The following is a 22,070-nucleotide window of genomic DNA, read 5'->3' as shown; positions in this document are numbered from 1 at the left end:
CTTGGGCGGTCAGGCCGCTTCATCCCCCGGCATCGGGTCGAAACTGTCCGCCCGCGCCGCCCGCCACATGCGTTCATAGAACTCGCCACGGACCTGATCGGCCAGTAATTCCCCAGGCTTGAGGAACACGTGCATTTGCGAGAACAGCTTGACCTCGGTGGCCGACATGCGCCGCACCAGATGGCGAGCGGTCAATTGCGAGGGATGCGTGAGCCCCGCCGCCGCGAGCATCTCGGCCAGTGCCTTCAAGGTGCTGCGGTGGAAGTTGTAGACCCGCGTGGCCTTGTCTTCGACCACCAGCGCCCGCTGGCGCAGCGGGTCCTGGGTGGCGACGCCGGTGGGGCATTTGTTGGTGTGGCACGACTGCGACTGAATACAGCCGATGGCAAACATGAAGCCGCGCGCGGCGTTGGCCCAGTCGGCACCGATGGCCAGCAGGCTGGCGATGTCGAACGCGCTGATCACCTTGCCGCTGGCGCCCAGCTTGATCTTGTCGCGCAGATTGATGCCCACCAGGGTGTTGTGCACGAACAACAAGCCTTCGCGCATCGGCACGCCGAGGTGATCGGTGAATTCCACCGGTGCCGCACCCGTCCCGCCTTCGGCGCCGTCGATGACGATAAAGTCGGGCAGGATGCCGCTCTCGAGCATCGCCTTGGCGATGCCCATGAACTCCCACGGATGACCCAGGCACAGCTTGAAGCCCACCGGTTTGCCGCCGGACAGCTCACGCAGGCGGGCGACGAACTGCATCAGCTCAAGCGGGGTATTGAAGGCGCTGTGGCGTGACGGCGAGATGCAGTCTTCGCCCATCATGATGCCGCGGGTGCTGGCGATTTCCTGAGTAACCTTGTGCTTGGGCAGGATGCCGCCGTGGCCGGGCTTGGCGCCCTGGCTCAGCTTGATTTCGATCATTTTCACCTGCGGGTCGGCGGCCTGCAGGGCAAATTTGTCCGGGTCGAAACGACCGTCGGCGGTGCGACAGCCAAAGTAGCCGCTGCCCAGTTCCCAGGTCAGATCGCCGCCGTGCTCACGGTGGTAAGGGCTGATGCTGCCCTCGCCGGTGTCATGCGCGAAGTTGCCCAGGTGCGCGCCTTTGTTCAGCGCCCGGATGGCATTGGCACTGAGCGAACCAAAACTCATGGCCGAGATATTGAACACCGACGCCGAGTACGGCTGCGTGCATTGCGGCCCGCCGATTTCGACCCTGAAGCTTTCAGGGTCGGTCAACGGCGCGGGGCGCATGGAGTGGCTGATGAATTCATAGCCGGTTTCGTAGACGTTCATCAAGGTGCCGAACGGCTTGTCCGACGCCTCGCTCTTGGCGCGCGAGTACACCAGCGCCCTTTGCGCCCTGGAAAACGGCGTGGCTTCAGAGTCGGCTTCCAGCAGGTACTGGCGAATTTCCGGGCGGATACCCTCGATCAGGTAACGGATGTTGCCCAGGATCGGGTAATTGCGCCGCACCGCATGGCGCGACTGCAACAGGTCGAACACCCCAAGCAGGCTCAGGGCACCTGCGATCAGCGTAAACACCCAGAGCCATTCATGCTGCGGGGCAAACGGCAGCGTGGCGAGGGTGAACACCACACATCCTACAAAGAAAGCGTAACGGCTCAGCAAAGACAGACTCATGGGATTTCCTTTAAGGCGTTGCACGGTCAAAGCAACTTACCTTCAAAATAGCGGCATTTTGAAATCCCGAAAGATTTGTGCCGTGTAACCGGCTTCGCGTTCAGGCGATATGTATATAGCCCCACTCATGATCGGGGCCGGTGGATGCTTAACCTTCACGTCAAAGGAAGGGCACCATGCCGAATCAACCGCCAACGCTCGCTACCCATGATTTTTCGCTGCCCAATGGGCTGCGCGTCATCCTGCGCGAGGATCACAGGGCTCCCGTGGCAGCCTGTCATCTTTGCTACAAGGTCGGTTCCGCCCAGGAGCCTCCGGGCCAGTCGGGCATGAGTCATGCGCTGGAACACTTGTTGTACGAGGGCAGCAGCAAGCTCGATGCCGGTCAGGCGAGCCGTTTGCTGGAGCGCCTGGGCGCTCGGGAGAACGCCTACACCACCCAGGACATGACGGTCTTTCATCAGACCCTGGCCAGCCATTACCTGGACGTTGCGCTGGAAATCGGTGCCGACATGATGAACGACGCCCTGTTGCCGGATGCCGCCTTCAATCGCGAAATCGAGGTCATCAAGTCCGAGCGCAGCCTCAGTGTCGATGCCGACGTTACCAGCAGCGCCCATGAACTGTTCCAGAGCGCCGCGCACCCCATGAGCAGCTACCGGACGCCGGTCATCGGCTGGCCAGCCGACCTCGAACGCCTGAGCAATGCCGAGGTACAGCACTGGTATCGCCAGTGGTATACGCCGGCCAACGCCACCCTGGTGGTGGTCGGCGACCTGCAACCGAAGCCTTTCAGGGCAATGGTCGAACGACACTTCGCTCACCTGCCGCCCGGCATCCCGGTGGTACACAAGCGTGCGCTGGAACTGTCGGCGCCCGGAGAGCGCAGGATCGAGATCAGACGGGCAGGCGCAATGCCTGCGCTGATCCTGGCAATCAACGTGCCCAGCCGCGCCACTGGCACCGACCTGCGCATGATCAATGCGCTGCGCTTGCTGGCGGTGATATTGGGCATCGGCCGCAGCGCGCGAATCGTCGCGCGGTTGATGCACGCCGCCGACATCCTGACCTTCGCGCAGATGACCTACAACGCCAACGCCTGCGGCGATACCCTGCTGGAATTGTCAGCGAGCCCCAAAGCCGGCATCGGCCTGCAACAGCTTGAAGACCGGGTGTGGGCGCAGTTTCAGCAAGTGACCACGGAGCTGGTGAGCCTGCCGGAGCTTGAGCGCGCCCGTGCCCGCCTCCTCGCCGCACAGGTTTATGCCCGCGACTCGATCCAGGCCCAGGCCGAGCAATTGAGCGAGCTGGCCGTGGCAGGCCTGCCTTTGTCGCTGCTCGACAGCGAGCAGAACGACCTGCAGGAAATCACCCCTCAAGACCTGCGTGAGGCGGCGCGAAGCTGGTTTACCCGCGACCGGCTTTGCATTGCCCATATTCTGCCCAGGGACGACAGCCATGAATGAATTCAGCCGTTTGCAATCACTCAAGGGCCTGGCGCCCATCGCGCCCTGCCACACGCCGCAGATCGAACAGTGGCTGACCGCTGAAGGCGCGCGCGTCCTGTTCGTGCCCGCCAGGGAGTTGCCTATGTTCGATGTGCGCCTGGACATCGCCGCGGGCAGCTGTCGCGATGACGCCCGCTCCGGCAGCGCGTACCTGACCCTGAGCCTGCTGAGCGAGGGCGTTCCGGGACGTGATGCAACGCAGATTGCCGACACCTTCGAGGGCGCAGGCGCCAGGTTCGATATGCACCTGGAAAAGGACCATGCCGTGCTTTCGCTGCGCTGTCTCAGTGCCGCCGCCCAGCGCGAAGCGGCCGTCGAGACCTTCGCCAGCGTCGTCGGCCAGCCCAGCTTTCCCGACGCCGCCATCGCTCGGGTCAAAGGCCTGTGCGCAGACTTTGTCGACGCTCGCGAGCACGTGCCTCACTACCGCCTGCAGAACCAGATCTATCGCCATCTGTTTGCCGGCCATCCCTATGGCTACCCGCGCTACGGCGACCGCGCAAGCATCGCCAGCCTTGCGCGCGAGGACTTGCAGGCGTTTCACCAACGCCACTACACCGCGCCCAATACCGCCATCAATCTGGTCGGGGACCTGAGCCTGGAACAGGCCCAGGCCATTGCCGCGAGGATATCGGCACAGTTGCCGCGCGGGCCGGCGACGCCGCTTATCCAAAGCCCGGCCGTCAGCGAACCGGAAGTGCTGCATCTCGCCACCGACAGCGGGCCGACACTGGTGATGTTTGTGCTGCCGGGCATCCTGCGCCATTCACCCGACCATGCCGCCATGACCGTCGCCAACGACATATTCGGCGCAGGCGTACATTCCAGAATCTTCCATGAACTGCGGACGCGCCGTGGTCTGTCCTACAGCGCGGGTTCCAGCCTGGCCTACACGCTGGCCGACGGCCGGTTTGCCATCGCGTGGCAATGTGCGGCGCAGTACAACAACGCATCACAGGATCGAATCAAGGAAATGCTCAACGAGTTTGTCGCCAACGGCCCGACCGAGGATGAGCTGAGCCAGTCGCAACAACGCATCCTCAACCAGGCGGCACTGCGCGTCGCGACAAACCAGGCCATTCTGGCGCAACTGGCAACGCTCAATGCCTTCAGGCTACCGGTCGATGCCATCGGGCAATTTCACGCCCGGGTCATGGCCTTGACCCCGGCAACGGTAAAAGACGCCATTGGCCGCAACGTGCAGCCCGATCACCTGCTGTACGCCAGTATCGGCCCGGATATCGCGCAAGTGCCTCTGCCGCCCCTGCCCTGAAGGCACGGTTTCAGACGCTTTCCGGCACGTCGATCTGGATCGGCAGCAGGCAGGTATCCGATTCCTCCGGCACCTTGATCACCGCGTGCACCAGCCGGACGATGGTGGCCTGCGCCAAGGCCTCGATCGGGTGTGACAGCACCACATTGACCACGCCTTCGCGCAGGGCCGTTCGGGTCAGCGGCGTCAGGTCGTGGCAGACCACGACCGGCATCGCGACCTGTTGCGCCTTGAGTTCGCGCAGTGCCTTGATCACCCCTTCGATGCCGCCACCGCCCACATACAGGCCGGCAAGGTCCGGCTGGCTGGTCAGCAGGTCAAGGGTGCCGGCATAGGCAAAGGCCGGGTCTTCGAGAGTCAGCCGCGTGGCAAGCACTTCCCAGTCGGCGCCCTGCTCGGCCATGCACGAGCGAAAGCTCAGCTCGCAGAGTTCCTGGCACTGATAGCGCTGGGTGCCGACCATCACCGCCACCGCACCGGGCCGCGCCGCCAGCTGGCTGACGAACCAGGCGGCGGTGCGGCCCATGCGCCGGTTGTCGACGCCGACATACCCGGCCCCGGCGGCCGCGCTCAATTGCGAAACCATGGCGATCACCGGCACACCGGCTTCACGCAACTGCGCAACGGCGGCGCGCACGGCGCTGTGATCAGCGGCCACCACGCTCAGGGCATCGACTTCGTGTTGCAAGGCCAGAATCCGCTCGGCGGTGGCGACAGGGTCGAGGTCGTCGATATAGCCGATCATCACCCGCACCTGCGCCCGCACGCTGGCTGCAGCGGCGTCAGCCAGTGCCTTGGCCAGGTTCTGATAAAACGCCACGCCGCGCTTTTGCAGCAACAGGCCGATGCGCACCGTAGGCCGGTGTTGCAGCAAACGCTGCTCGATGACCTTGCGCCCGTAAAAGCCCAATTGCTCTGCCGCCTCGGCGATGCGCTGCGCGGTGTCGGCACGCACGTTGGCGCGCAGGCTCATGACCCGGTCGACCGTCGACACGCTGACCCCGGCCAGCCGGGCGACATCCTCCAGCGTGGCGCGGCGTGAGGGCGGCTGTGCGTCTGACATGAAATGACATCCCTTTTCGGCTATTTGACAGGTTATGACAGGTATTGCCGGGCAACTATAGCAACGGCACCGCGCCTGCCTCAGGATTGTTTCAAGCCTTGCACACAGGCCATACAACAATAATGAATGACGGAGCCCTTCCCATGACCCTGCATATCTGCACGGCCCCTTGCTGCTGGGGCGTCGACGACCCCAAAAACCCGCACCTGCCGGCATGGCAACAGGTCTTGAGCGAAGCCGCCCAGGCCGGTTATCGCGGCATCGAACTAGGCCCTTACGGCTACTTGCCGCTGGACGCCGAGCGTGTTGGCAGCGCCTTGCAAGCCAACGGCTTGAACGTCGTGGCCGGGACCATTTTCGATAACCTGGTAGCGCCGGCCAATCTGGCCAGTCTGCTGCAACAAACCCACGACATCTGCGCCCTGCTCAAGCAACTGCCGCAGGTGGCGCCCGAGCCCGGCCAGCGCTATGCCGCGCCTTATCTGGTGGTCATCGACTGGGGCCATGAAGCCCGCGATTACGCCGCCGGGCATTCGGACCGGGCACTGCGCCTGGCGCCTGAAGCGTGGCAGACGATGATCGGCCATATCCGCGCCATCGCCGAACTGTCGTGGCGCGAATACGGCGTGCGCACCGTGGTGCATCCGCATGCCGGCGGGCATATCGAGTTCGCCGATGAACTGGCGCAACTGGTGCAGGACATTCCCGCCGACGTGGCCGGCCTGTGCCTGGACACCGGCCACCTGTATTACGCCGGCATGGACCCGGTGGCGACGCTGCGCCAGTACGCCGGGCGCCTGGACTACATCCATTTCAAAGACATTGATCAGGTGGTGTTCGATCAGGTGCTGAACGAGCGCATCCGTTTCTTCGAGGCCTGCGCCAGGGGCGTGATGTGCCCGATCGGGCGCGGGGTCATCGATTACCCGGCGCTGCACGCGCTGCTCGAGGAGATCGGCTACCAGGGCTATATCACCGTCGAGCAGGAGCGTGACCCGCGCAATGCCGGCGGCAGCCTGCAAGACGTCGCCGCCAGCCGCGCCTGGCTGGCCAGCACCGGTTTCTGAGCCAGACGCCCCCTTTTGATCAAACAAGGACAATTCCATGATCAACGGCAGCAAACGCATTGCCTCCCCTATTCGCTGGGCCATGGTCGGCGGCGGCATCCACAGCCAGATCGGCTATATCCATCGCTCGGCCGCCCTGCGCGACCAGAATTTCGTGCTGGTGGCGGGCGCATTCGATATCGACCCGCAGCGCTGCCGCAGTTTCGGTGAGCAACTGGGGGTCGACCCCGAGCGTTGCTATGCCGACTACCTGAGCCTGTTCGAGCAAGAGGCGCAGCGCGAAGACGGCATTCAGGCGGTGTCGATCGCCACGCCCAACGGCACCCATTACGCGATCACCAAAGCAGCGCTGGAGGCCGGCCTGCATGTGGTGTGCGAAAAGCCTTTGTGTTTCACCCTCGCCGAAGCCGAATCGCTGCGCACGCTGGCCACGGCCAGATCGCGGATTGTCGGCGTCACTTACGGCTATGCCGGGCACCAGTTGATCGAACAGGCGCGGGCCATGATTGCCGCCGGCGAGCTGGGCGATATCCGCATGGTGCACATGCAGTTTGCCCACGGCTTTCACAGCGCCCCGGTCGAGGCCCAGAGCCAGGCCACGCAATGGCGCGTCGATCCGCGTCAGGCCGGTCCCAGCTATGTGCTGGGCGATGTCGGCACGCACCCGCTGTACCTGTCGGAAGTGATGCTGCCGGACCTGAAGATCAAACGCCTGATGTGCAGCCGGCAAAGCTTCGTCGCCAGTCGTGCGCCACTGGAAGACAACGCCTACACCTTGATGGAGTACGAGGGAGGTGCGATGGGCATGGTCTGGTCGAGCGCGGTCAACGCAGGCTCCATGCACGGCCAGAAGATCCGCGTGATCGGCTCGCGGGCCAGCCTGGAATGGTGGGACGAACGCCCCAACCAGTTGAGTTTTGAAGTCCAGGGCCAGCCGGCCCAGGTGCTGGAGCGCGGCATGGGCTATCTGCATGCCGACGCCTTGCTGGATGACCGCATCGGCGGTGGCCACCCCGAAGGGTTGTTCGAAGCCTGGTCGAACCTGTACTACCGATTTGCCCTGGCCATGGACGCCGCCAGCCGTGGCGATGACGCCGCGCTGGCCGCCGTGCGCTACCCGGACATCGATGCCGGCGTCGAAGGCGTGCGCTGGGTCGAGCGCTGCGTGGCCTCTGCCGATCAGGACTCTGCCTGGGTTGCTTACTGACTTCGCGTTGACTTTTTACCTGGAGAACAATAATGAAAATAGCCATCGACCCTTACATGCAGCGCCACCTGAGCCTGCCGGAACTGTGCCGCAGCACCGCCGAGCAAGGTTTCGAATACCTCGAGATGTCGCCGCGCGAGGATTTCCTGCCGTGGTGGGTACACCCGCGCGCACACAAGGAACGCATCGCCGAGTTCAAGAAAGCCTTGCGCGACCATAACCTGCAACTGGCCTCCATCCTGCCGATGTACCGCTGGGCCAGCCCCCATGAAGACGAACGCCTGACCGCCGTCGAACACTGGAAACAAGCCATCGAGGTGGCGGTGGAAATGGGCTGCACCACCATGAACTCCGAATTCGGCCGCGGCCCTTCGCCCGATCGCGGGCACAAGGTCAGTTGCTGCGGCGGCTCGCACAGCCACGAGTCCAGCGAAGCGGCCTGGTGGCGCACGATGGAAGAACTGGTGCCGATTCTGGAACGCGAAGGCATCACCCTCAACGTCGAGCCGCATCCCGAGGACTGGTGTGAAACGCTCAATCCCGCCGTCGACATGCTCAAGACGATCGGTTCCGACAACGTCAAATTCCTCTACTGCGCGCCGCACACCTTCTACTTTGGCGACGACATGGCGAAGATGATCAGCGACGCAGGATCGATGATCGCCCACGTGCACATTGCCGACACCTGGAACCACAAGGCCTCGTCGGGGCTGCGCTACATCGTCAACCCGCCGGGCGCGAAGGTCTCGGTGCACCAGCACATGGAAATGCACCAGGGCGAGGTCGACTGGGACGTGTTCTTCAGTTCACTGTCCAAAACCGGCTTCGACGGCATCGTCACCGCCTGCGTGTTTGGCTGGGAAGAACGCGCCGAAGCCTCGGGAAAGTTCATGCGCCAGGAAATCCAGAAGTACGTGGACCGGTATTTCAAATAACGCCGCGGCTCACCTGAAACGATACGCTCAGTCGGCCTGTACACCTGCTGCGCCTTCGAGCATGGCGTGCAGGCTCAGGGCGTCATGCACGGCAGCGCCGGCGGCGGTGTTGTCGAAGATGCACCAGGTCTCGATGCCTTCGCTTGCCGAGCGCCGCAATGCGCTCGCCAGGCTGAGCAAACGCTCGTGGCCATAGGCGCTGTAATAGATTTTCGGGGAGCCATGCAGCCGCCAGTAATGAAGCTGCGGCCAGCCTGAGGGGCGCGTGTCGGTGCTCAGCCGCGAAGGGTCGGCGGCCACCTGCGCCACCCGGTAGTCGATCAGTTGCGCTTGCGCCGCAGCCCAGGACTCATGCCGTGGCTCGATGACCAGGGCACCACTGAAGCGCTGCCTGAAGGCTTCGAAAAACCGCGCCACCCGCAGCGGCTCATAGTCCAGCGAGGGCGGCAGCTGAATCAGGATGCAGCCCAGCCGCTCGCCCAGTTGCGTGCATTCGCCCAGAAACCGCTCAAGCAAAGGCTCGCAGTCGACCAGCCGTTGAACATGGGTGATGGTTTGCGGCAGCTTGACTGAAAAGCGAAACCCCGCCGGCACGGACTCGCCCCAGCGCGCCCAAGTCTGTGGACGGTGCGGGCGATAAAAACAGCTGTTCACCTCCACTGCGCTCAACCGTGCGGCATAGCGCTGCAGGTGCGTCCCCTCGGCCACGAAGTCAGCCTGGTGTTCACGGGCCAGGGCCCAGCCCGCGCACCCCAGGAATATGCCCGTGTTCAATAGAGCACCCTCGCCGCTTCGCGCATGAAGATTTCTACGGTCTTCGGGCCAATGCCTGTGAATTCCAGCAAGCGTTGCTCGAACGTTTCACGGTCAATGCTCACCGCATGAATGCCGGTGACTTTGCCGTGATAATCGTTCTTGAGCTTGCCGGCCAGGGCCAGCAAACGCTCGGCAGTGGATTCGTCGTAGCGGGTGTAATTGCCTTCACCGAGCATGACCACCAGTTCCCGGTGCGTGCAGTGCAGGAGCTTGAGCGGTGTGTCGCGCTGACGGTGCTCGACAATCACACGCCAGGCCTGAACAGCGATGTCTGCCTGGATACGCTTGCCCAGTAGAAAGCTGGCCAGCAACCATTTGAACAGGCCCTTTTCGCGATCGATGACAAACTCGATGCCCAGGTCTTGCGCGCAGAGTGTCTTGCTCATCGTCAACCTCATCAACGCCGTACCGGCGAGAGTTGTGTCTCAGATGTGGAGGGCGGGTGCAGGACAAAATTCCCCCGCCAATCCAGGCAAGACCTGATTCAGATCCCTTCTACAATCACGATCTCCGCCTTGGCCACGCCCTGGCGGTGGCTCATGGCTTCCTGATACTGCGGCGAGTTGTAGCAGGCCAGCGCTTGTTCGTAGGACTCAAACTCGATCACCACAGTACGTTGCGGTGTCTCACGGCCTTCGATGGCTTCGGAGCGACCGCCGCGTGCCATGAATTTGCCACCAAATAATTTGAACGCTTCGGGCGCGCGCTGGGTATATTCGCTGTACTGCTGCGGGTCGGTTACATCGACATGGGCGATCCAATAAGCTTTCATCACGATCTCACTGTTTCATTGATAGGGAATTCATGAAATATTCTGTCTTATGGTATACCACGATTCATTCATCCATAAAACCGAGATCCTGAGCATGCCGTTCGACCGTATCGAAGACATCATTGACGACTATCGCCAAGGCAAGATGGTCTTGCTGGTGGATGACGAGGACCGGGAAAACGAAGGCGATCTGCTGCTGGCCGCCGATCGTTGCACCCCGCAGGCGATCAGTTTCATGGCCTGCGAAGCGCGCGGGCTGATTTGCCTGACCCTCACCGAAGAACACTGCCAGCGCCTGGGCCTTGAGCAGATGGTGCCCAGCAACGGCAGCGTGTTCGCCACCGCTTTTACCATCTCTATCGAAGCCGCCACCGGCGTCACCACCGGCATCAGCGCCGCCGACCGGGCGCGTACCGTGCAAGCGGCCGTGGCCGCCAATGCCACGGCCGAAGACCTGGTGCAGCCGGGGCATATCTTTCCGCTGCGCGCCCGCGAAGGTGGCGTGCTGACCCGCGCCGGGCACACCGAGGCCGGTTGCGACCTGGCGCGCCTGGCCGGCTTCAGCCCGGCCTCGGTGATCGTCGAAGTCATGAACGACGACGGCACCATGGCCCGCCGCCCGGACCTTGAAGCCTTTGCCGCCAGACACGGCATTCGCATCGGCACCATCGCCGACCTGATCCACTACCGCCTGAGCACCGAACACACGGTCGAGCGCATCGGCGAGCGCGAGCTGCCGACGGTGCATGGCACCTTCCGTCTGTTTACCTACGAAGACCGCATCGAAGGCGGCGTACACATGGCCATGGTCATGGGCGACATCAAGCGCGACGAGCCGACGCTGGTGCGCGTACATGTGGTCGATCCGCTGCGTGACCTGGTCGGCGCCGAATACACCGGGCCTGCCAACTGGACCCTGTGGGCCGCCCTGCAAAAGGTCGCCGAAGAAGGCCACGGCGTGGTCGTGGTGCTGGCCAACCACGAATCCTCGCAAGCATTGCTGGAGCGCGTGCCGCAGCTGACCAAGCCGCCGCGCCAGTACACCCGCTCGCAATCGCGCATCTATTCGGAGGTCGGCACCGGGGCGCAGATCCTTCAGGACCTGGGCGTCGGCAAGCTGCGTCACCTGGGCGCACCGCTGAAATACGCGGGCTTGACCGGTTACGACCTTGAGGTTGTAGAGAGCATTCCTTTCACCGGTTAAGCCCGCTTTTCACGGGTAAAGACCGCCTATGAAAAAACGTCAGATGGAGGGGTCTTGAGGCAGGCAAAACGCTTGCAGAAAGTTTGGAATACCATAATATGATATCCCGTAGACCGAGATTTTCGTCAGGGGCACGCGTCAACACGTAGCCCAATAACAAAAGCACCTGGCACGGTCGCCCAGTTTCAAAAGGTCCACTTGGACCTACTGCTCCGAATACGCGGGCGAAAACACAAGCCCGCTCAAAACACAACAAATGAGGGCGTGAAAATGGTGTTGAACAAACGTGCAACTGCAGTGCTGGCCGCTGGTGTGTTGGCATTCTCGAGTGTTGCCGCCATGGCTGCCGAGAGCGTCAACTTCGTCAGTTGGGGCGGCTCGACCCAGGACGCCCAGAAACAGGCGTGGGCCGTACCTTTCCAGAAAACCAGCGGGATCACGGTCGTACAGGACGGCCCAACCGACTACGGCAAACTCAAGGCCATGGTCGAAAGCGGCAACGTCCAGTGGGACGTGGTCGACGTAGAGGCTGACTTTGCCCTGCGTGCTGCCGCCGAAGGCCTGCTGGAACCGCTGGACTTCAACACGATCAAGCGCGACAAGATCGACCCGCGTTTCGTCTCCGACCATGGCGCCGGCTCGTTCTTCTTCTCCTTCGTGCTGGGCTACAACGAAGGCAAAGTGGGCAAGACCACGCCAGAAAGCTGGGCCGCCCTGTTCGACACCAAAACCTACCCCGGCAAGCGCGCCCTCTACAAATGGCCAAGCCCTGGCGTGCTGGAACTGGCCCTGCTGGCCGACGGCGTAGAAAAAGACAAGCTCTACCCGCTGGACCTGGACCGCGCCTTCAAGAAGCTCGACACCATCAAGAAAGACATCGTCTGGTGGGGCGGCGGTGCTCAGTCGCAGCAACTGCTGGCGTCCGGTGAAGCCTCGATGGGCCAGATGTGGAACGGCCGCGTCTATGCCCTGCAGCAAGACGGCGCACCGGTCGGTGTGAGCTGGAAACAGAACCTGGTCATGGCCGATTTCCTCGTCGTGCCAAAAGGCGCCAAGAACAAAGACGCCGCCATGAAGTTCATTGCCGAGGCCACCAGCGCCAAAGGCCAGGCCGACTTCTCCAACCTCAGCGCCTATGCCCCGGTCAACACGGACAGCGTGGCGCGCCTGGATTCGACCCTGGCGAAAAACCTGCCAACCAACTACGCATCCGAGCAGATCACCCTGGACTTCGCCTACTGGGCGAAAAATGGTCCTGATATTGCTACACGGTGGAACGAATGGCTGGTCAAGTAAAAATGGCGGCCACGCTACCCGGCCAACCCTCTGTGTCCGGTGGTGCCTCGCGCACCGCCGGCGCGGTTCACGCCCCGGCCCAGACCTTGCGAGCGAACATGACTATCAAGCCTTCCCTGGCCCAACGCTGGCGCGGCAGCCGCAATCTACTGCCGGCGCTGCTGTTTCTCGGCGTGTTCTTCTTCGCCCCATTGATCGGTCTGCTGCTGCGCGGCTTTCTGGAGCCGGTTCCGGGTTTGGGCAACTACGAACAACTGTTTGCCAACTCGGCTTATTCGCGCGTGCTGTTCAACACCTTTTCGGTCGCAGGCCTGGTGACCCTGTTCAGCGTGCTGCTGGGCTTCCCGCTGGCCTGGGCCATTACCCTGGTGCCCAAGGGCTGGGGCCGCTGGCTGCTTAACGTGGTCCTGCTGTCGATGTGGACCAGCCTGCTGGCCCGCACCTATTCCTGGCTGGTGTTGCTGCAAGCCTCGGGCGTGATCAACAAGGCCTTGATGGGCATGGGCCTCATCGATCAACCACTGGAGATGGTGCATAACCTCACCGGCGTGGTGATCGGCATGAGCTACATCATGATTCCGTTCATCGTCCTGCCCTTGCAGGCGACCATGCAGGCCATCGACCCGATGGTGCTGCAAGCCGGTTCCATTTGCGGCGCAAGCCCATGGACCAACTTTTTCCGGGTGTTCCTGCCGCTGTGCCGGCCGGGGCTGTTTTCCGGCGCCTTGATGGTGTTCGTGATGTCGCTCGGTTACTACGTCACGCCGGCCCTGCTGGGCGGCGCGCAGAACATGATGTTGCCCGAGTTCATCGTCCAGCAGGTGCAGTCGTTCCTCAACTGGGGCCTGGCCAGCGCCGCCGCTGCGCTCCTGGTCGCCATCACCCTGGTGATGTTCTATTTCTACCTGAAGCTCCAGCCGGAATCCCCGGTAGGCGCCAGCAACGCGAGGTAAGCGATCATGCTCCTGACCCCCAACGCGATGGGCTCGCGGCTACGGATTGGCCTGTACACCGTCACTGGATTGATCGCCCTGTTTCTCCTGTTGCCCATTGTGTTCATCGTGCTGTTGTCGTTCGGCTCCTCGCAGTGGCTGGTATTCCCGCCACCGGGCTGGACGCTCAAATGGTACGAGCAGTTCTTCTCCAACCCCGACTGGATGGCGGCCGCGATGTCGAGCTTCAAGGTCGCCATCCTGACCACGATCTTCGCCGTCGCGCTGGGCCTGCCCACCGCCTTTGCCCTGGTGCGCGGGCGCTTTCCCGGCCGCGACATGCTCTACGGGCTGTTCACCCTGCCGATGATCGTGCCGCTGGTGATCATCGCCGTGGCGGTCTATGCACTGTTTCTCAAGCTGGGCTACACCGGCACGCTGTTTTCGTTTGTGGTCAGCCATGTGATCGTTGCCTTGCCGTTCACGATCATCTCGATCATCAACTCGCTGAAACTGTTCGACCAGTCCATCGAAGACGCCGCCGTGATTTGCGGTGCCTCGCGGCTGCAGGCGATCTACAAGGTGACCTTTCCGGGCATTCGCCCCGGCATGATCGCCGGCGCCCTGTTCGCCTTTCTGGTCTCGTGGGATGAAGTGGTGCTGAGCGTGATGATGGCCAGCCCGACCCTGCAAACCCTGCCCGTGAAAATGTGGACCACCCTGCGCCAGGACCTGACCCCGGTCATTGCTGTCGCCTCGACCCTGCTGATCGGCCTGTCGGTGCTGGTCATGTTCATCGCCGCGACCCTGCGTCGCCGTAACGAAGCCCGGAGTACCTCATGAGCGCCGTGATCAAAGATTCCGAAACCGCCGGCCAGCCCCTGGTGCGCCTGCGCAACCTGAACAAGCACTACGGCGACTTCGCTGCGGTGGACAATATCGACCTGGACATCAAGGACGGCGAGTTCCTGACCTTCCTCGGTTCCAGCGGCTCGGGCAAGAGCACCACGCTGTCGATGCTGGCCGGTTTCGAGACGCCAAGCAGCGGCGAGATTCTGGTCAACGGCAAATCGCTGATCAACGTGCCGCCGCACAAACGCGGCATCGGCATGGTGTTTCAGCGCTACTCGCTGTTCCCGCACCTGAACGTGCGCGACAACATTGCCTTCCCGCTCAACATCCGCAAGATGTCAGCCGCCGAGCGCGACCAGAAAGTCGACGCGATGCTCAAGCTGGTGCAACTCGACCAGTTCGCCCATCGTCGCCCGTCGCAAATGTCCGGCGGCCAGCAACAGCGCGTGGCCATTGCCCGGGCGCTGGTCTACGAGCCACGCATCCTGCTGATGGACGAACCGCTTGGCGCACTCGACAAGAAGCTGCGTGAAGACCTGCAGGACGAGTTGCGCCAGCTGCATCGCCGCCTGGGCATCACCATTGTCTATGTGACCCACGACCAGGAAGAAGCCATGCGCCTGAGCCAGCGCATCGCGATTTTCAGCCACGGCAAGATCGTCGGCCTGGGCACCGGTTACGACCTGTACCAGAACCCGCCGAATGCGTTTGTCGCCTCGTTTCTGGGCAACTCCAACTTCCTGCGCCTCAAGGCCCAGGGCAATGCGGTGGCGACCTTCGAGGGCCAGCCCTTGTCGATCCGCCTGACCGCAGGCTTGAAAACCGATCAGGACATTCTGCTGATGGTCCGCCCGGAAAAAGCCCAGGCCCTGAGCGTCAGCCAGGCCTTGAGCACGCCATTGGCCGAAGGCTGGAACGAAGTCACCGCCAAGGTCACCGAAGTGCTGTTTCTCGGTGAAAGCCAGACCTGCGCAGTGGTCACCGACAGCGGCACGGCCATGACCGTCAAGGCGCTTTCAGCCACCGGCATGCCGCTGCAAGCCGGCGATACGGTGAAAGTGCGCTGGGCCACGGCAGATGCCTGCATCTACACCGAATGGGCCGACGGCGACCTGAACAAGGCCGCTGGCGCGCATTGAAGCCGCGTTTACCTGTAGGAGCGCGCTCTGCCCGCGACCGAGTGCGTAGCGCTCGCAAAATCTCGGAACCGCTGAGAATTTACGACTGCTAACGCAGCCGGTCGCGGCGGTCCGACAGAACGCGCTTCTACGGGATTAACGTGAAGACAAACTTGCGCAATCTACCGGTCTGCGCGCCATTTTCGGCAGCATGACACTGAGCAGGCCCAGCAACGCCATGCCCGCGCCCACCCACAGCGGCGCGCGCAAACCATAACCGGCCTCGATGGCGGCGCCGCCCGCCCAACTGCCGAACGCCAACCCTGCGGTGATCACCGAGGTGTGCAAGGTATTGACCAGTGCACCGGGCTCAGCCGCCTTCATCACCCGCGCAACCATGGCCGGGTTCAGCGCCACGCCAGTCAGGCCCAGCGCGATAAAGCACGCAAGACTCAGCCAGTGCTGCTCGCCCGACAGGGCAAAACCCGCCAGTGCCAGCACCATGACCGCCAGCCCCGCACGCAACGCGGTAAACGTATGGCTGTCGGCGATGCGGCCAATAAGCATGTTGCCCAGCAGGTTGGCCACGCCGTACAACGCCAGCAACGGCGCCACCTGGCCCGGCGATATGCCCACTTCTTCAATCAGGATCGGCGTGCAATAGCTGAAGGCGGCGAAGGTCGCGCCGATGATCAGCCCGCTGGTGACATAAGCGCCCCACAGGCTGCGGCTTTTCAAGGTTGCCCATTGCCGCGAAAGCGCAGGCTCGCTGCCGGCCTTGCTGCTCGGCAGGCGTGTCGCCGCCAGTGCGGTGCAGATCAGCGCCAGCCCGACCACCAGCCATGAACTGGCGCGCCAGCCGTAATGATGTTCGACCCAGGCGGTCATCGGCACGCCGGCAACCGGCGACAGCATCAGCCCGGCCAACACCACCGACACCGCCTGACCACGACGTTCCAGCGGCACCAGGCCTGCGCACACGGTCATGCACAGGCCGATGCAGGCCGCGCTGGAAATCCCCATGATGATCCGCGCCAGCGCCAGCAGCGTGTAGCTGGGCGCAACGGCGGCCAGCACGCCGGCCGCGACATAGACCGCCAGCAACCCGACCAGCGCCTGCTTGTTGCCGATGCCGCGCGACAGCAGCAACACCGTGACCGGCGGACCACCCAAGGCCATGCCCAGCGCATAGAAGGCGATGAGGTTGCCCACCTGCGCCAGGCTTACCGAGAACGCTTCGGCGAGGGCGGGCATCATGCCGGCGACCATGAACTCGGCGGTGACCAGTGAGAAGATGGTCAAGCCCAGCAGGTAGACGGTCGGGGGCAATTTAGAGCGGTCGGTCATGAGGGTCTCAGGCAGAAAAACGGCCAGACACCCTATGGATTGTTGAGCGATTGGTCAAATAATCATTAGCGAATATTTCAAAACTGCAGGGTATAAGCGCCGTCAAAGCCCCAGTTTCTGCTTGAGTTCAGCCTCGCTCATCACCCCGCTGGTCAGGCCGCCCGGCAAGCCATCGTTGGCCCGCGCCAAGGGTAAAAGCACCGGCACAAAGCCTGCGTCGCGCACCAGCCGGGCACCCATCTCGCGGGCCTGGGCATCATCGGCAAAAGTGGCAATCGCCTTGCCCTTGCCGGACTGGCTGCTCATCGAGGCATAACCGATAGCGTTGAACGCCCGCACCAGATGCACGCCGGGCAGATACTGCTGGTCCGCCAGCGCAACGCCTTGCTCCAGCGCTTTGCGGCCAATCTCGGCATCGCGGCCACTGAACGGGTTGCTGGCACTGAGCACCATCTTGCCCGCCAGTGCGTCCTTGATCTGCCTGGACAGCGCCGGCATTGCGCCATAAGGCACGCTCAGCACAATCACATCGCCCCATTGCGCCGCCTCGCTGATCGAGCCCGCCCGCGCAGTGGGTCCGGCGCTCTTGACCAGATCGGTCAATTCCTCGGGATGACGCGAGGAAAACATCACCTCATGGCCGGCCTTGACCCACAAGGTGCCCAGCGTGCCGCCGACCTTGCCGGCGCCAATCACACTGATTTTCAGGGTATCGGCCATGGCCTGGCTGGTGCACAGGATCATGGCGGCGAGGAAGACGAAAAAGGTTCTGGGCATGCACTGCGCTCCTGGGTCGGGAAATGGCCTGGTTAGCAACCGTAGTAGAGCTTGTGCCGAAAGGAAAGGTAAGCTTGCCGCGCCTGCGTTTCCTATGCACTTTGCCTGCACCAGAAGGTTGATCAATGTCTCTGAAGGCCCTGCGTTCCCTTGTTGCCATTGCCCGATACGGCAGCTTTGTCAAAGCCGCCGATATCCTCAGCCTGACGCCGTCCGCGATCAGCCTGCAGATCAAATCACTGGAGGATGAGCTGCACGTCAGCCTGTTTGATCGCAGCAGACGCCAGGTCACGCTGACCGAGGCAGGCCAACTCGCGCTGGCCCAGGCTGAAAGCCTCATTGCACAGTACGATGACCTGGCCAACCAACTGTATGCAGGGCCCGGACTGAGCGGCAAGCTCAGGATCGGTGCCATTCAGACCGCCTTGGCAGGCCCGTTGCCCGAAGCCTTGGTGTGGATCAGGAATCATCACCCCAAACTGCATATCAGCGTGGTTTCCGGCATGTCATCGGAACTCGCAAGACGGGTTCAGGACGGCGAGCTGGATGCTGCCATTACCACCGAACCCGTCAAACCCTTCCCGTCGGGCCTGAAGGTGACGCCCCTTTACCACGATCTGTTCTGGGCGGTAGCAGCACGACACCTTGAGGGACAGAGCCTGGCGGAACTGCTGGCCAATCAGCCCTTTCTGCGCTTCGACAAGCGCGCCTGGGCTGGCCGGGTCATCGAGCAGGAACTTAACCGGATGGGCATTGATGTCACCGAGGCCATGGAGCTCGATAGTCAGGAAGCGTTGTCGCGCATGGCCTCGCAGGGGCTGGGAGTAGCCGTAGTGCCGATGCCGGACCAGGATTTACTGAAACTGGAAGGCGTCACCCTTCTGCCCTTTGGCGACCCGCAGCTCATTCGCCGGGTTGTGCTGCTGGAACATGAAAAAAGCAGCCGTCAGCACTTGGCTGGCGTGCTGGTCAAGGCACTGGGCAACCATTAAGTTTTTCTCAATCCTCACGTGAAAACATCCCGTTTTTATTTATCGAACGCATTCACTACCTTGTCTGCAACCCCCAGCCAAGGCGCCTTTGATGAACATTGCACTCCCTCCACCCTCCCCTATTCTGGCCATGGCCCGGCGCGCAGCCGAGCTGAAAGCAGCGGGTCACGACATCATCGACCTGACCCTGGGCGAGCCTGATTTCAATGCGCCCGCGCATGTCATCGAGGCCGCTCATGCCGCGCTGCAAACACGAAAGCTGGGCTATTCGCCCGCCAACGGTTTAGCGGAACTGCGCAACGCCATCGTTCATGCTTTTGAGCGAGACCGGGGTTTGCGCTATGGCACTGACGAAATTGCAGTCGGTTGCGGGGCTAAACAGATCATTTTCAACGCCTTCCTGGCCACCATCGCACACGCTGACGAAGTCATTATTCCCACGCCCTACTGGGCTTCCTATCCCGACATGGTCAATGCCTGCGGTGGCCGGTCCGTCATCGTGCCCTGCAGCCAGACAAACGGATTTCGCCTGCAGGCCGGGCAGCTTGAAGCGGCAATCACCGAACGAACCCGCTGGTTGATCATCAATGCTCCCGGCAACCCGAGCGGCGTGACTTACAACGCCAACGATCTAGAGGCACTGGGTGCGGTGCTGCTCAAGCACCCGCACGTCATGATCATGTCAGACGACATTTATGCGCCTATCCATTTTGCGGATAACGGCCAACCCTTGCGCACGTTGCTGAGTGTCGTGCCGTCGCTCAAGGACCGGACACTGACGGTGGACGGCGTCTCGAAAGCCTATGCAATGACTGGCTGGCGAGTCGGCTGGGGCGCCGGGCCACGGCACCTGATCGAGCGCATAAATGCCGTGCAGTCGCAGAACTGCACGCAAACCTCAACCCTGAGCCAGATTGCCGCCGTGGCCGCGTTACAGGGTTCTCAGCAGTGCTTGCGAGAGCGCAATGAGATTTATCGCGAGCGACGGGACGCCGCGTTGTCGATACTCCAGTCATCGCCCGGACTGATCGTCACACGGCCCGAGGGCGCCTTTTATCTGTTTCCGACCCTGACCTGCGCCATGGCCGATGGTGATGCCACGGCGCAACGGTTGTTGTACGACTACGGCGTCGCGCTCGTACCGGGCTCGGCCTTTGGCGTGCCCAATGCCTTGCGCCTGTCCTTTGCGACCGAAAAACAGCACCTGATCGAGGGCTGCAAGCGCATCGTGGACTGCATCGGGAATGGCCGAAAATGATCCCTCTGGTGCTCTCGACTGTTTGCCCGGTTATTTTATTGATTGCGCTGGGGTGGCTGATCAAGATCAAAGGCTTCGTGGCCGACAGCTACTGGCAAGGCGCTGAACGCATTGGCTATTACATCCTGCTGCCTGCGCTGTTCTTTTATAGCCTGGCCACGGCGGACCTCCAGCAGGTGCCCATAACCGCAATGGCCTCGGTGCTACTGGCATCCACATTGTGCAGCGCAGCCATTCTGTACCTCTTTCGCCAACGGATAAGCACACAAGGCCCGGCCTTTACCTCCGTGTTCCAGGGCGGCATCCGCTTCAACAATTTTATTGGCGTGACCGTGGCCGCCGGACTGTTTGGCAGCGCAGGCGTCGCCATGGCGGCGGTGGCCAATGCCGTTATCGTGCCCACCGTGAACATTCTTTGTGTCGCGGTGTTTGCCAAATGTGCAACGGGCGATAAAGCGCTCAACAGCATCGTCAGGTCGATCCTGACCAATCCACTGCTGCTGTCATGCTTGCTGGGCGTACTGTTTCGTCTCAGCGGCCTGCCACTGCCGGGCTATTTGTCGCCCGTGATCGAGTCATTGGGGCACGCCGCCTTGCCCTTGGGATTGATGTGCGTCGGCGCCGCCCTGAATCTGCATTCACTGCGCCCTCACATAAGGCCGATCGCGTGGTCATCGTTGTTCAAGTTTCTGGTCATGCCCGCGACGGTCTATGCGGCGTGTCGAGCATCGGGATTCGGCGGAGAAGCCGCCGCCGTCGCGGTGATCTTTCAGGCACTGCCGACGGCGTCGTCCTCGTACATCATGGCCAGGCAAATGGGCGGTGACGCCGTGTTGATGGCCAATATCATTGCGGTGCAGACAGTGTCGGCGGCGCTCATATTACCGGTAGTCATGGTGTTCGCTCTGGCACTGTAATGCCTGTGCAGCGAGATACTTACCGTCTGAACTCAACCCGAAGCGCAACTCTGCATCACAGCAGGCGCCTTCAGGGCACCTGCTCGCAGCTCGGTCTGCCACACGGCCTGAGCCTGCCGCTGACGTTGAGCGGCCGCCCGCTGGATTGCCGCACAGTCTGAAAATCGGTGGTGCTGATACGTCCTTGAGTGAGCGGTGTCTTCATAGGCATCAGGCAGAACACCCAAGGATCAGATAAATGATTTTCACTCGCCGGATAAAAGCGGCACTGCCAAGCGTGTCGATAGTATTGCTCTGCGCATCGGCCTGGTACCTGGGCAGTATGTTGACGTCGTTTTCCGTACACGATTGCTACACCCAGGTGCTTGTCGAGGTGTCCGCCGATGTACAGAACGCTGCCGCCTCACAGGAGGCAGCCACGCTGCAAGCCTTGAGCAAGCGGCTTCAGGCGCTGCCGTTACGCGGGTATGAATCGGACTGTCAGAGCATTCTTGCGGCTATTCGCGACAAATAATGACTGACTGGTTTGAAATGCAGAGTCGCTTTTCGTGGCCTGCCTGACATTAGTTCTACGGCTGCACAGGATGCCTCTCATGCTTCATCGATTCTGTTACTGGCTGGGCGGTATTGTGCTGGCGCTTGTTGTGTTGGTGCTGCTCTCGCCCATGATGATTTATTGGGTGGGTTTACACGGTATTTCGCGCCTTCCCGAACCGCCGACCGAGGTGCTGTCAGCGGCGCAGCAGGACTGGGTATGGCGGCTTACCAAAAGCCCGGGCGAACCGGTCATTGAAAAGCGCAATCCCTACAGCTACGTCTACCGCTTTTACACGATGGCTAACACGGACAACGTGGCCAGCCTTCAGAAAACCTCTGGCGGCGACAGAGTTGTGCATTGGGTCACTCGCGATTATTTACACACGCTGGAAGCGAGGCCTTCCAACACGTGGTGGCAACTTTCAAATGCTTCACTAAGCATCTGGTTAACGCGCCACTGGACGCAGGAGCAAATCTTCGCGGCGTCATTCAAGGCGCTGCATAACATGCGTGAGGTGTATGACGAGGCCACGAGCTCTGCTCAGAAGATCCCTCGTTCATGAC

Annotated in this window: 22 protein-coding genes; 15 read left to right on the top strand and 7 right to left on the bottom strand. The window is 62.0% G+C overall.

Going from position 1 to position 22,070, the window contains the following annotated elements:
- Positions 1-9: 9 nt before the first annotated feature.
- Positions 10-1,635, bottom strand: coding sequence for an FMN-binding glutamate synthase family protein (locus tag ACYAS9_RS27440; protein ID WP_463571582.1), 1,626 nt, complete (start codon positions 1,633-1,635; stop codon positions 10-12).
- Between the two features lie 176 nt (positions 1,636-1,811).
- Here ACYAS9_RS27440 and ACYAS9_RS27435 point away from each other — a divergent pair, with 176 nt between their 5' ends.
- The gene (locus ACYAS9_RS27435; RefSeq protein WP_463571580.1) at positions 1,812-3,101 is read left to right on the top strand and encodes a M16 family metallopeptidase; all 1,290 of its coding nucleotides are present in this window, start codon (positions 1,812-1,814) and stop codon (positions 3,099-3,101) included.
- The gene (locus ACYAS9_RS27430; protein WP_463571579.1) at positions 3,094-4,416 is read left to right on the top strand and encodes a M16 family metallopeptidase; all 1,323 of its coding nucleotides are present in this window, start codon (positions 3,094-3,096) and stop codon (positions 4,414-4,416) included. The genes ACYAS9_RS27435 and ACYAS9_RS27430 overlap by 8 nt, the downstream gene beginning before the upstream one ends.
- A 10-nt stretch (positions 4,417-4,426) precedes the next feature.
- Here ACYAS9_RS27430 and ACYAS9_RS27425 read toward each other — a convergent pair whose 3' ends face one another.
- On the bottom strand, positions 4,427-5,479 hold the full coding sequence (locus ACYAS9_RS27425; protein ID WP_463571577.1) for a LacI family DNA-binding transcriptional regulator: 1,053 nt from the start codon (positions 5,477-5,479) through the stop codon (positions 4,427-4,429).
- Between the two features lie 143 nt (positions 5,480-5,622).
- Between ACYAS9_RS27425 and ACYAS9_RS27420 the strand changes: the two genes are divergently transcribed.
- The 3 genes from ACYAS9_RS27420 to ACYAS9_RS27410 are packed head-to-tail and all read left to right on the top strand — an operon-like array spanning position 5,623 to position 8,688.
- Positions 5,623-6,546 carry a sugar phosphate isomerase/epimerase family protein gene (locus tag ACYAS9_RS27420; RefSeq protein WP_463571576.1) on the top strand — a complete coding sequence of 308 codons (924 nt, stop codon included), beginning with the start codon at positions 5,623-5,625 and terminating at the stop codon, positions 6,544-6,546.
- A gap of 37 nt (positions 6,547-6,583) precedes the next feature.
- Positions 6,584-7,753: a Gfo/Idh/MocA family protein gene (locus ACYAS9_RS27415; RefSeq protein WP_463571575.1), complete on the top strand. Its 1,170-nt coding sequence runs from the start codon at positions 6,584-6,586 to the stop codon at positions 7,751-7,753.
- 32 nt (positions 7,754-7,785) lie between these two features.
- Positions 7,786-8,688 (top strand): sugar phosphate isomerase/epimerase family protein, encoded by a 903-nt coding sequence (locus ACYAS9_RS27410; RefSeq protein WP_463571574.1) that lies wholly within the window; start codon positions 7,786-7,788, stop codon positions 8,686-8,688.
- Between the two features lie 27 nt (positions 8,689-8,715).
- Here the strand turns inward: ACYAS9_RS27410 and ACYAS9_RS27405 are convergent, their stop codons facing one another.
- From ACYAS9_RS27405 to ACYAS9_RS27395, 3 genes are all read right to left on the bottom strand, one after another.
- Positions 8,716-9,462: a DUF72 domain-containing protein gene (locus ACYAS9_RS27405; protein ID WP_463571573.1), complete on the bottom strand. Its 747-nt coding sequence runs from the start codon at positions 9,460-9,462 to the stop codon at positions 8,716-8,718.
- Positions 9,459-9,890: an HhH-GDP family DNA glycosylase gene (locus ACYAS9_RS27400; protein ID WP_463571572.1), complete on the bottom strand. Its 432-nt coding sequence runs from the start codon at positions 9,888-9,890 to the stop codon at positions 9,459-9,461. The genes ACYAS9_RS27405 and ACYAS9_RS27400 overlap by 4 nt, the downstream gene beginning before the upstream one ends.
- A gap of 98 nt (positions 9,891-9,988) precedes the next feature.
- Complete coding sequence (locus ACYAS9_RS27395; RefSeq protein WP_463571570.1) at positions 9,989-10,276, bottom strand: DUF1330 domain-containing protein; 288 nt, start codon at positions 10,274-10,276, stop codon at positions 9,989-9,991.
- A 94-nt stretch (positions 10,277-10,370) separates the two neighbouring features.
- On the opposite strand from ACYAS9_RS27395, the gene ribBA reads away from it, so the two are divergent.
- The 5 genes from ribBA (at position 10,371) to ACYAS9_RS27370 (ending at position 15,699) form a co-directional block, all read left to right on the top strand.
- Complete coding sequence (gene ribBA / locus ACYAS9_RS27390; protein ID WP_463571568.1) at positions 10,371-11,480, top strand: bifunctional 3,4-dihydroxy-2-butanone-4-phosphate synthase/GTP cyclohydrolase II; 1,110 nt, start codon at positions 10,371-10,373, stop codon at positions 11,478-11,480.
- 270 nt (positions 11,481-11,750) lie between these two features.
- A complete protein-coding gene (locus ACYAS9_RS27385; RefSeq protein ID WP_463571566.1) occupies positions 11,751-12,776 on the top strand; it encodes an ABC transporter substrate-binding protein in 1,026 nt (341 codons plus the stop codon).
- A complete protein-coding gene (locus tag ACYAS9_RS27380; protein ID WP_463571565.1) occupies positions 12,761-13,729 on the top strand; it encodes an ABC transporter permease in 969 nt (322 codons plus the stop codon). The genes ACYAS9_RS27385 and ACYAS9_RS27380 overlap by 16 nt, the downstream gene beginning before the upstream one ends.
- A gap of 6 nt (positions 13,730-13,735) precedes the next feature.
- Positions 13,736-14,551 carry an ABC transporter permease gene (locus ACYAS9_RS27375; protein ID WP_459745631.1) on the top strand — a complete coding sequence of 272 codons (816 nt, stop codon included), beginning with the start codon at positions 13,736-13,738 and terminating at the stop codon, positions 14,549-14,551.
- Complete coding sequence (locus tag ACYAS9_RS27370) at positions 14,548-15,699, top strand: ABC transporter ATP-binding protein (protein WP_463571564.1); 1,152 nt, start codon at positions 14,548-14,550, stop codon at positions 15,697-15,699. The genes ACYAS9_RS27375 and ACYAS9_RS27370 overlap by 4 nt, the downstream gene beginning before the upstream one ends.
- A 135-nt stretch (positions 15,700-15,834) precedes the next feature.
- Here ACYAS9_RS27370 and ACYAS9_RS27365 read toward each other — a convergent pair whose 3' ends face one another.
- The gene (locus ACYAS9_RS27365) at positions 15,835-17,025 is read right to left on the bottom strand and encodes an MFS transporter (RefSeq protein WP_463571563.1); all 1,191 of its coding nucleotides are present in this window, start codon (positions 17,023-17,025) and stop codon (positions 15,835-15,837) included.
- 102 nt (positions 17,026-17,127) lie between these two features.
- Positions 17,128-17,802 (bottom strand): NADPH-dependent F420 reductase, encoded by a 675-nt coding sequence (locus ACYAS9_RS27360; RefSeq protein WP_463571561.1) that lies wholly within the window; start codon positions 17,800-17,802, stop codon positions 17,128-17,130.
- A gap of 125 nt (positions 17,803-17,927) precedes the next feature.
- On the opposite strand from ACYAS9_RS27360, the gene ACYAS9_RS27355 reads away from it, so the two are divergent.
- The 5 genes from ACYAS9_RS27355 (at position 17,928) to ACYAS9_RS27335 (ending at position 22,069) form a co-directional block, all read left to right on the top strand.
- Entirely contained in the window at positions 17,928-18,794 is an 867-nt protein-coding gene (locus ACYAS9_RS27355; protein WP_463571560.1) for a LysR family transcriptional regulator, read from the top strand.
- 91 nt (positions 18,795-18,885) lie between these two features.
- Positions 18,886-20,052, top strand: a complete 1,167-nt coding sequence (locus ACYAS9_RS27350; RefSeq protein WP_463571702.1) for a pyridoxal phosphate-dependent aminotransferase — start codon at positions 18,886-18,888, stop codon at positions 20,050-20,052.
- The gene (locus ACYAS9_RS27345) at positions 20,049-20,969 is read left to right on the top strand and encodes an AEC family transporter (protein ID WP_463571559.1); all 921 of its coding nucleotides are present in this window, start codon (positions 20,049-20,051) and stop codon (positions 20,967-20,969) included. Before ACYAS9_RS27350 ends, ACYAS9_RS27345 begins: the two co-directional genes overlap by 4 nt.
- Positions 20,970-21,207: 238 nt before the next feature.
- Complete coding sequence (locus ACYAS9_RS27340) at positions 21,208-21,483, top strand: hypothetical protein (protein WP_463571558.1); 276 nt, start codon at positions 21,208-21,210, stop codon at positions 21,481-21,483.
- A 79-nt stretch (positions 21,484-21,562) separates the two neighbouring features.
- Entirely contained in the window at positions 21,563-22,069 is a 507-nt protein-coding gene (locus ACYAS9_RS27335) for a hypothetical protein (protein WP_463571556.1), read from the top strand.
- Position 22,070 lies beyond the last annotated feature (1 nt).

The sequence above is a fragment of the Pseudomonas sp. HP_08 genome, assembly GCF_055284095.1.
The sequence above is the reverse complement of the archived record's forward strand: the minus strand, read 5'-3'. Positions and strand labels throughout refer to the sequence as shown.

What these genes read in the sequence shown, in the direction of transcription:
- ACYAS9_RS27410 (WP_463571574.1), top strand. Translation starts at nt 7,786, where the DNA reads ATGAAAATAGCCATCGACCCTTACATGCAGCGCCACCTGAGCCTGCCG.
- ACYAS9_RS27350 (WP_463571702.1), top strand. Translation starts at nt 18,886, where the DNA reads ATGAACATTGCACTCCCTCCACCCTCCCCTATTCTGGCCATGGCCCGG.
- ACYAS9_RS27370 (WP_463571564.1), top strand. Translation starts at nt 14,548, where the DNA reads ATGAGCGCCGTGATCAAAGATTCCGAAACCGCCGGCCAGCCCCTGGTG.
- ACYAS9_RS27425 (WP_463571577.1), bottom strand. Translation starts at nt 5,479, where the DNA reads ATGTCAGACGCACAGCCGCCCTCACGCCGCGCCACGCTGGAGGATGTC.
- ACYAS9_RS27375 (WP_459745631.1), top strand. Translation starts at nt 13,736, where the DNA reads ATGCTCCTGACCCCCAACGCGATGGGCTCGCGGCTACGGATTGGCCTG.
- ACYAS9_RS27380 (WP_463571565.1), top strand. Translation starts at nt 12,761, where the DNA reads ATGGCTGGTCAAGTAAAAATGGCGGCCACGCTACCCGGCCAACCCTCT.
- ACYAS9_RS27365 (WP_463571563.1), bottom strand. Translation starts at nt 17,025, where the DNA reads ATGACCGACCGCTCTAAATTGCCCCCGACCGTCTACCTGCTGGGCTTG.
- ACYAS9_RS27430 (WP_463571579.1), top strand. Translation starts at nt 3,094, where the DNA reads ATGAATGAATTCAGCCGTTTGCAATCACTCAAGGGCCTGGCGCCCATC.
- ACYAS9_RS27435 (WP_463571580.1), top strand. Translation starts at nt 1,812, where the DNA reads ATGCCGAATCAACCGCCAACGCTCGCTACCCATGATTTTTCGCTGCCC.
- ACYAS9_RS27420 (WP_463571576.1), top strand. Translation starts at nt 5,623, where the DNA reads ATGACCCTGCATATCTGCACGGCCCCTTGCTGCTGGGGCGTCGACGAC.
- ribBA (WP_463571568.1), top strand. Translation starts at nt 10,371, where the DNA reads ATGCCGTTCGACCGTATCGAAGACATCATTGACGACTATCGCCAAGGC.
- ACYAS9_RS27385 (WP_463571566.1), top strand. Translation starts at nt 11,751, where the DNA reads ATGGTGTTGAACAAACGTGCAACTGCAGTGCTGGCCGCTGGTGTGTTG.
- ACYAS9_RS27340 (WP_463571558.1), top strand. Translation starts at nt 21,208, where the DNA reads ATGATTTTCACTCGCCGGATAAAAGCGGCACTGCCAAGCGTGTCGATA.
- ACYAS9_RS27360 (WP_463571561.1), bottom strand. Translation starts at nt 17,802, where the DNA reads ATGCCCAGAACCTTTTTCGTCTTCCTCGCCGCCATGATCCTGTGCACC.
- ACYAS9_RS27335 (WP_463571556.1), top strand. Translation starts at nt 21,563, where the DNA reads ATGCTTCATCGATTCTGTTACTGGCTGGGCGGTATTGTGCTGGCGCTT.
- ACYAS9_RS27415 (WP_463571575.1), top strand. Translation starts at nt 6,584, where the DNA reads ATGATCAACGGCAGCAAACGCATTGCCTCCCCTATTCGCTGGGCCATG.
- ACYAS9_RS27440 (WP_463571582.1), bottom strand. Translation starts at nt 1,635, where the DNA reads ATGAGTCTGTCTTTGCTGAGCCGTTACGCTTTCTTTGTAGGATGTGTG.
- ACYAS9_RS27345 (WP_463571559.1), top strand. Translation starts at nt 20,049, where the DNA reads ATGATCCCTCTGGTGCTCTCGACTGTTTGCCCGGTTATTTTATTGATT.
- ACYAS9_RS27395 (WP_463571570.1), bottom strand. Translation starts at nt 10,276, where the DNA reads ATGAAAGCTTATTGGATCGCCCATGTCGATGTAACCGACCCGCAGCAG.
- ACYAS9_RS27355 (WP_463571560.1), top strand. Translation starts at nt 17,928, where the DNA reads ATGTCTCTGAAGGCCCTGCGTTCCCTTGTTGCCATTGCCCGATACGGC.
- ACYAS9_RS27400 (WP_463571572.1), bottom strand. Translation starts at nt 9,890, where the DNA reads ATGAGCAAGACACTCTGCGCGCAAGACCTGGGCATCGAGTTTGTCATC.